The 8,156-nt window shown below is 42.3% G+C and carries 9 protein-coding genes and 1 tRNA gene; 3 read left to right on the forward strand and 7 right to left on the reverse strand.

Going from position 1 to position 8,156, the window contains the following annotated elements; translation table 11 throughout:
- Window positions 1-689 (reverse strand): alpha-helical endospore appendage domain-containing protein (locus EDD57_RS15025; RefSeq protein WP_165873844.1); only part of this gene is annotated, 689 nt, incomplete at its 3' end.
- Window positions 690-828: 139 nt separating this feature from the next.
- Between EDD57_RS15025 and EDD57_RS14555 the strand changes: the two genes are divergently transcribed.
- Window positions 829-931 (forward strand) — tRNA-Arg (locus EDD57_RS14555).
- Window positions 932-1,029: 98 nt separating this feature from the next.
- Here EDD57_RS14555 and EDD57_RS13810 read toward each other — a convergent pair.
- Both EDD57_RS13810 and EDD57_RS13815 read right to left on the reverse strand, forming a co-directional pair.
- Complete coding sequence (locus tag EDD57_RS13810) at window positions 1,030-1,998, reverse strand: alpha/beta hydrolase fold domain-containing protein (RefSeq protein WP_131849998.1); 969 nt, start codon at window positions 1,996-1,998, stop codon at window positions 1,030-1,032.
- Between the two features lie 142 nt (window positions 1,999-2,140).
- Window positions 2,141-2,413 (reverse strand): CD3324 family protein, encoded by a 273-nt coding sequence (locus EDD57_RS13815; protein ID WP_131849999.1) that lies wholly within the window; start codon window positions 2,411-2,413, stop codon window positions 2,141-2,143.
- 381 nt (window positions 2,414-2,794) lie between these two features.
- On the opposite strand from EDD57_RS13815, the gene EDD57_RS13820 reads away from it, so the two are divergent.
- Window positions 2,795-4,174: a PepSY-associated TM helix domain-containing protein gene (locus EDD57_RS13820; RefSeq protein WP_243649567.1), complete on the forward strand. Its 1,380-nt coding sequence runs from the start codon at window positions 2,795-2,797 to the stop codon at window positions 4,172-4,174.
- 64 nt (window positions 4,175-4,238) lie between these two features.
- Here the strand turns inward: EDD57_RS13820 and EDD57_RS13825 are convergent, their stop codons facing one another.
- The 4 genes from EDD57_RS13825 to EDD57_RS13840 form a co-directional block, all read right to left on the reverse strand.
- Window positions 4,239-4,781, reverse strand: coding sequence for a hypothetical protein (locus EDD57_RS13825; protein ID WP_131850001.1), 543 nt, complete (start codon window positions 4,779-4,781; stop codon window positions 4,239-4,241).
- 373 nt (window positions 4,782-5,154) lie between these two features.
- Window positions 5,155-5,856, reverse strand: a complete 702-nt coding sequence (locus EDD57_RS13830) for a TraR/DksA C4-type zinc finger protein (RefSeq protein WP_165873845.1) — start codon at window positions 5,854-5,856, stop codon at window positions 5,155-5,157.
- A gap of 71 nt (window positions 5,857-5,927) precedes the next feature.
- A complete protein-coding gene (locus EDD57_RS13835) occupies window positions 5,928-6,593 on the reverse strand; it encodes a permease prefix domain 1-containing protein (RefSeq protein WP_131850003.1) in 666 nt (221 codons plus the stop codon).
- Window positions 6,580-6,933: a PadR family transcriptional regulator gene (locus EDD57_RS13840; RefSeq protein WP_131850004.1), complete on the reverse strand. Its 354-nt coding sequence runs from the start codon at window positions 6,931-6,933 to the stop codon at window positions 6,580-6,582. The genes EDD57_RS13835 and EDD57_RS13840 overlap by 14 nt, the downstream gene beginning before the upstream one ends.
- A gap of 152 nt (window positions 6,934-7,085) precedes the next feature.
- Here EDD57_RS13840 and EDD57_RS13845 point away from each other — a divergent pair, with 152 nt between their 5' ends.
- On the forward strand, window positions 7,086-8,024 hold the full coding sequence (locus tag EDD57_RS13845; RefSeq protein WP_131850005.1) for a pyridoxal-phosphate dependent enzyme: 939 nt from the start codon (window positions 7,086-7,088) through the stop codon (window positions 8,022-8,024).
- Window positions 8,025-8,156 lie beyond the last annotated feature (132 nt).

Consider the following 8,156-nt stretch of genomic DNA (forward strand, 5'->3'; position numbering starts at 1 on the left):
GCCGAACCGGGCGTTACGTTTATCTCCAGTGTATCGGATATAAAGGTTAGCGTATCTCCAAAGCTCATCGAAGCGCTTCCACTTCCACTTGCCCCCGTACCTTGGACTGTGAATAAGAAATCACCGGTAACAAACGTTCCCGTCGGCCCTTGTGGCCCCGTGTTCCCTTGCGGTCCAGTGTTCCCTTGAGGTCCAGTAGTCCCTTGAGGTCCAGTAGTCCCTTGTGGCCCTGTATTGCCTTGCGGTCCAGTGTTTCCTTGAGGCCCGGTAGCACCCTGAGGTCCGGTAGCTCCAGCAACTCCTATGCCCGTTGGTCCCGGTGGTCCAGGAGGCCCTCCTGATGATCCAGTGGTACCCGCAGGTCCCTGAGGTCCCTGAGGCCCTATCGTAACATCTGTTTCTAATACGTTTACTAACTTCTCATTCAGTATCCATTCTTTCTTTCCAATCACATTAATGGTGTCGCGAACACTACTATTTATCGTAAGTAGATCGCTAATGGAAGGTTGAAAGGATGTTGATACTCCAGGGAGAGTTCCCAGAACGTATTGGAGCTTTTCGCCCTCGGCATTAATAATATGACTAAGTCCTAGCTCTTCTAACGCAATCGATGAAAGCAACAGGTTAATGGCATCTTCTCTTGTAATCGAAATATTAGGCGAAATATTAGGTATATTAGCTTGAGACATGTTTTCACTCCTTATCTTACATAATAAGAACTCTTATCATTAGTATTCATACTTCCTAAGGATAGCAACCTATTCACAGCCCCATTTTAAAATATGGGCTGATTGTTTTGTATCTTCCTATATTCGAAAACTAAATTGAATCCAGGTTGTTGAAATGATTACATCTTCAACAACCTGGATTCGATTAGAGCAATGGCCTTCTAAGCCGTCGGTCGGGCGTTCGAATCGCTCCTGGGATGCCAATGAAATAGGGATTAAAATCCTTATATAAAAAACCTCCTATTCCAAAAATGGTGTAGGAGGTTTTTTGTTGTGAAGATCATCTTCATGGAGCATAAAATCAAAGCATTCCTAATGCTCTCAGCAAGGCATGTTCACTGGATCTCGCGCCTTCCTGATTATAGTGGGCATTCGGAAACATCGGAGACAAATGGTGATAGCCGGGATAGACATGCAATTCAACCAAGACACCGTCAAATACCAACTGTTTTGTAAATGATAAGGCTTCATCAATAAATAAATCAATACTGCCAATGCTGATATAGGTTGGCGGCAAGCCGGCCAACGATTTGGCGCGTGCGGGCACGTAATATTCACTTTCTTCCGCCTGCCCGGGACTATGCCCTAATACAGATTCCCAGCCAAAATGGTTGCTGCCTCTCGTCCAGACAAACTCTCCTGCAAAAGGATGCTTCGGAGAAACACTTGTGCGATCGTCAAGCATGGGGCTGCGCAGTCTTAGATGATGTATGTCAAATTCCTTCTGATCACGAATATATAGAGCGAGACCAGCTGCCAGACCAGCACCGGCGCTACTTCCCGCAACTGCGATTTTGTGTTTATCGATTCCCAAGTGATCTGCATGCTCCACGCACCACTTCAAGCCTGAATAGCAATCCTGCAATTGACTAGGTTGAATATATTCGGGAGCAAGACGGTATTTGATCGCCACGCAGCAGAAGCCATGCTGGGCAGCAAGTGCTGCATTGCCAGCCCGGTCAACGACTGGACTCCCCATCACCATTCCGCCACCATGAATTGTATAGTGTAAAGGCATTTTGTCATGATTAGACTGAAGCGGCTTGATCATTTCGATACGTAGATCTGGGCCACCGAAATAACTTGGAACTGTTCTCTCTTCAAATGACACAGGGAACAATTGCGTAACATCGGCTTGAGGCATTTTGGCTTGATTTTCACGCGATGCCATCAGCGATGCGGTATTTAGATCGCTTGTCGGAAATAAATCAAGCGCACTTGAAATCTCAGGATCAACTAGATGTCTGCTTCTACTCTTTTGTTCACTCATTGCTGCTTCCTCTCTTTGCTATATAGAATATCCCTATTGTAAACCGGTAAATGTGCCTATTTATATGCCAACAATAACTTAGAATGAATGTTGACATAGGTAAACAAAAAGCACTGGTGAAGATCCTCACCAGTGCTTCCTGCTATTTCTTTTGCTTTGTATATACAATTCGCTTAATAGTATCAACTGAGAGAAAATAGTCCTTAGCAAGCTGTTCAATGCTCTTATTATTGCTGAAGGCTTGCCGGATGTCAGCATTACGGCGATCAATCCACTGTCTTCCGTTATTCAGGCTACCCCACGTCCGAGTTGCTTTTTCTTGTTTCGGAATGTACAGGGTCTCTCCTTGAATATATTGCTGGATTTCTTCAATCAGCTTATTAGGCAGAATGTGTTTGGCATTTGTATATTCCATTTGTGCTCTACTCCTTATTCTATATAGCCAAATAAGGTGCAAAGCCAAATTATCAGAAGGGCTTAAGCAGCGTTAATCGTGTTTTGCCCCATGCAAAGTAACGCTTTTCCAATAACAGGCTTTGCATGAGTTGTGAAAGTCACAGACAATCCCAAGAGATTCTCCATCAGTAAAGCACCTCCTATTCTTACCCAGTGTAGCACAAAATCCGTTCGGGCATTCAATTGCTTCTGGAATGACAGTGTATGTAGATGTAAATAAGTTACTTTCTGAAATTCTGAAGACAAAATTGGTAATAAAAATAGCCCTTTTGTATCATGTTGAAATGGATGAATGATGCTACACTCTAATTTGTGATTTTTAATGAGGAGTGTGCGATTTTTGAAGAAATTAGAAGAGAGTCAGTCTATTGACCAAGGGCAATCTAGTTATTCTCAGAAGACAATCTATCGTTCTATCTGGAGATGGCATTTTTATGCTGGTATTATTTTTGCCCCTTTGCTCATTATGCTGGCGCTTACGGGTGCGCTTTATCTATTTAAGCCACAAATTGAAGGGTACCTATATCAAGACTACTACCAGGTGAAGGCTGGGGCGAAAGCTTTAACACCTTCGGAACAGATTGGGAAAGTGGAAAAGCAGTACCCAGGAGCCACTATTAAAAGCTTTCGTCCAGGAGAAGAATCTACACGTTCTACAGAAGTTGAAATTATAAATCAAAATTCATCCAGCACTATTTTTGTAGATCCTTATAATGGAAAGATTTTAGGAAGTTTGAGTAAGGAGGATCGATTTTTCTCCATTGTTGAGAAGCTTCATGGGGAGCTAATGATTGGAGATATAGGAGACCGATTGGTTGAGTTAACTGCATGTTGGGCTATTATTCTTATTATTACAGGATTATATCTCTGGTGGCCAAGAGATCGAAAATCGATTTACGGCACCATTATCCCTCGTTTTCGTCGTGGTAGACAAGGATGGAGAGACTGGCATTCTGTTACGGGCTTCTGGCTTTCTTCGTTTATTGTTCTTTTGGTTTTCACAGGTCTTCCATGGTCAGGAGTCTGGGGAGAGACGATTAATAAAATAGCTACGTCTACTCAAACTGGCTATCCAAAGGGTCTATGGGATGGAGCTCCTCAATCGACGATTCCAACGAAAGACGTAGCTGAGGTATCATGGGCTGCAGAGAACATGCCAGTACCCAATTCGAATCAAAGAAATGGTTATTCTGCATTATCTGTAGAACAGGTAATCAAAATAGCGAATGAAAAAAAAGTGCATTCGGGATATGTGGTGAATTTTCCTCAGGGAGAAAAGGGAGTTTATACGGTTTCTGTATCTCCACCGTCTCCAGAAGATCAGGCAACTTTGCATATTGATCAATACAATGGGAAAGTGCTAGCAGATCTTCGATTTACAGACTATGGCATTATGGCAAAGGCCATTTCGATTGGAATCGCTTTGCATGAGGGACGGTACTTTGGGATTGGGAATCAATTGATTGGACTTATCACCTGCTTGGGGTTGGTTGGGATAACGATTGCGGGTATGGTGATGTGGTGGAAGCGCCGACCAAAAGGGAAATTTGGTGCCCCATCGAGAGTTCCAAATCAGAAAATGTTAAAATCGATTGCTGTGATCGTTGTTTTATTAGGTATCTTCTTGCCACTAGCCGGTATTTCGATATTGTTTGTCTTGCTACTAGACTGGCTGGTTATTAAGCGAGTTCGCGCCTTGAGAGAGTTTTTTGGAGAGTGAGATTCAAAGGCACATTAAAAATGACAACGACTCATTTTCAAATGGTGAGTCGTTGTTCACTAACTTATTTTTTTGCCGAAGGTTCTTCGTTTTTAAACTTTATATAGTCAATCGTGATCGTACCCGTGATTGTACCATCGGACCCCACCAATTTATTCGCATTTAGGTAGGTTAATTTACCTGGTGCTACCCCAACGATAAATTCTTTCGTTTGTCCATTTCCCACCATATAGTTCGGAGAAACTATTTGAGAGGCTCTTGGATCTTTTGTTTTAGGATGCTGTTGGAACATTTGCCAACGAGAAGTCTTCTGATTATCTACGTCTAAATGGCTTGTTGTAATTCTAACACGGACTGGGAACGGCTCCTCAGAACCATTTGGATGCCTAGGTGTGTAGAAAGCCAATGACTTCATTTTATATGAATCCAAAACATAACTTTCAGTCACCGCATTCGATATCACCGTATATTCATCTTCGGTCGGTTCTTGGGAAAGAGAAGCTTTCGTGCTGGTAGTAGCATAGGTTGACGAAGGTAGAGTTAGTCCCATTCCTGTGAACATTGCGCTACAAGCGATCAATCCTGCCATAAAACGTTTTGCTTTCATGTATCATCCACTCCTATATAAGTTAACAAACAGGATTGATGATAGCATGAGTTGAGTGAGGATTAATACTTCACTTTCTTGTAAATTTTTTATTATTTCAGAGGGAAACAAAACTCCTATTCCCAAAATGGTGTAGGAGTTTTTTTGTTTCGGAAAGAAATGGGAGACGCTTACTTACATCGATTTAGGGACTTAATACCTAAGATCCTCAAACATTCCCCAATCACAGTTGCAACTTCATAGACTGGCTCAAACGAGTGTCTCGATCCCTTGAATCTAGTTCCAATCTGTTTGGCCACTTCTTCTTTGTTTTCGAGGGTGGATTCTTCTTGTTACATTGGCTCTGTGACCATCTGAATTTGTGCCGGGCTTTCTACAACAGATCGTCATCATATCCAGACTCTTCTAGTTCCAATTTACGATACGCATCATTGTGAGTGATCTCGGCAAATCCGGTTACGTGTCCAGTGATGTCGGTGATGGCGACTGCTTCGACTAAATCAACATATCCACGTGCTTCGTCGTTGTCTACGTATAGACTGTTGTAATCTTCTCCGTCTCGAAAGAAATCAGGGGGATTGGATGTGCCGTATTGTTCGACGGCTTGCCATGCATCTTCCCCGTCAAACCCGTTATAGTCGGTCTGGTCTAAAAATGTATGCTCGGGCGAGTGTAGGACTTGTTCTTCGATAGGTCGACGAATGGAGGAATGCTGCTCAGGTTGGTGTTCGATACAATATTTGGTCCAGGGTACGGCTTCTAAACGCTCAAACGGAATCTCTTGATGGCATACAGTGCACTGCCCGTAATCTCCGGATTCTAGGCGTGATAAGGCATCTTGTATATCTAGCATATGATGCTCGTCCATGTCTTGTAATCCTAAGTCTTTGGATCGCTCAAATAGCTCTGATCCTAGATCGGCTGGGTGGTTGTCATAACCAGATAGTTCCCCAACCGATTCATTCATCGAATTTTCTAATCCGTAGTGTCCATGTTCTTCGAATCGCTTTTGTAATTCTAGCTGTTCTTGTTCTAGGAGCCCTTGAAGTTGTTTTTTTTGTTGGTTGTTTAGCATATGAAAAAACCTTCCCTCACGCTTGTTAGGATTAGAATGTGCGAAGGAAGGCAAAAGCATGTAATTCGTACCTATTTATTTTCTTTCAGACGAGTTTTTTCGGTAAGCGTAAGGTATAAGTATAGACCTAATCCAATTAGAACAAATACCATGCAAGCGGCAATGGCGACATACACTTTTCCAGTACTAAAATAGCTAAATGCGGATGAGAAGAACCCAAATAAAATGGTGCTGATGGCGACCGTATAGAGCAACGCGCGAATCTTGTGCATCGCAAAGTGAGATCGAGTTTCTCTGGTAAGTGTGCTATATGTGATAAGTGCGATCCCAAGCATGATGAATAAAAAGCCAGATCCTACTACGACATTAGGAGGACGATGCATAAAAAACACGATGGCAGAGTTAAAAAGCCCAAAAATCGTTAATAGTACACCTATGATGATTCCCATGGTAGAGATTCTTTCTTGTGCTCTAGAATGAATGGATTGTTTTACGGGATCTTCTCCATATTGGCGCAGTTCTTCAGCTAAACCGCTTAAATTCCCCATGGAAGCGATCGCATCACGAAATGCTTCCTCTTCATCTTTTCCATTTTTGATTAGATCCATTGAGCGTTCTTTTAAGTTCATAAACAACTCTTCTTTTGTATCAAAAAGATGTTGTGTCTCCTTAATCCCCTCAAATTGACGATTTAGATAGATTTGTATCTGTCTATCGAGCGTTTTATTTTGGTTCATGTTCAATCACTCCTTCAATGAGTTGATTTAAAATCTCTTTGGCTACATTCCACTCATTTTTGCTTTGTTTATAAAAAACGTTACCGGAGTCTGTAATTCGGTAATATTTCCGTCTGCCGCCTTGTGTTTCATCTCCCCAATAGGAGTTGATATATCCGTCCTGTTCTAGTCTGCGAAAGGCGGAATATAACGTTGCTTCCTTTAGTTCGTACTTATGATCGCTAAGCTGGATAATCTTTTGATAAATCTCATATCCGTAACTATCCCCTTGCTGGAGTACATTTAAAATGATGGTACTTGTATGGCCACGAATTAAATCTGTTGATATTGTTTTACCCATAGTTATTCACCTCACAATATACAAGGTAACACACATATATATGTCTGTCAAAGTAATTTCTCTGTCAAAAAGATGGGATGAATATAAATTCATTCCCCTTTCGATTCTGTTCAGATAAAATAATAAATAAATCTACCAAAGGAGCGGGTCGAATGAATAAAGGGATTATTTTTCACGACATTATTGATGCGGTCGAACGACTCCGTGGAGTAGCAAATCGTACCCCAGTACTAACTTCTAGAGTGTTAAATGAATTGTCTCGGCAGCAAGTCTATTTAAAATGTGAAAATTTCCAACGAGGTGGAGCTTTTAAATTTCGAGGAGCTTATAATGCTTTAAGTAAATTGTCAGAGGAGGAAAGAAAACGAGGAGTGATTGCATTTTCTTCAGGCAATCATGCACAGGGATTAGCACTTGCGTGTAAAATCCTTGATGTACAAGCCACCATTGTGATGCCAGATGATGCCCCTGAGAGTAAGGTAGAGGCTGTGCAAAGCTATGGGGGGAATGTGCTCTTTTTTGATCGTTATAAGGAAAGTCGAGAAATGATTGCCTCTCAGTATTCGGAAGAACATGGGATGGCCATTATTCCGCCGTTTGATCATCCTGATATTATCGCAGGAGCAGGGACGGCGGCCTATGAGTTAATGCAAGAGCATCCGTTTTTGGAGCATTTGGTTACTCCTGTTGGTGGCGGAGGGCTTATATCGGGAACAGCGCTTGCAGCAAAAGGCATGAACCCACGTGTGAAGATTCATGGTGTGGAGCCTGAGGGGGCTGATGATGTAAGGAGATCGATGCTTCTAGGAGAACGGGTTCGAATTGATCCGCCTGATACGATCGCAGATGGACTTAGAACCCAGCAGGTAGGGGAGAGGAATTTTCCGATCATCCAGCAAATGGTTCACGAAGTGGTGACGGTTTCGGAAGAAGAGATCGAAGTTGCGATGCGATTTGCGATGGTTCGCCTAAAGATTGTCATTGAGCCATCGAGCGCAGTTGCTTTGGCTGCTATTATGTTCCGCAAATTTCAGATTGAGAAAGGAAGTTGTATTGGAGTCATTCTCAGTGGTGGGAATGTAGAATTATAAGAGGCGGAATGTATACATAGAAAAAAGACGACTCTTTGTGAACTGCACCCCAATTGTTGGACACGAAATACAATCCAACAGTTGGAGGTGCTTTTTCATGACTAAGTATTCGTTTGAGACAAAATTAGAAGC

The organism is Baia soyae, from assembly GCF_004341445.1.
GTDB classification, from domain to species: domain Bacteria; phylum Bacillota; class Bacilli; order Thermoactinomycetales; family Thermoactinomycetaceae; genus Baia; species Baia soyae.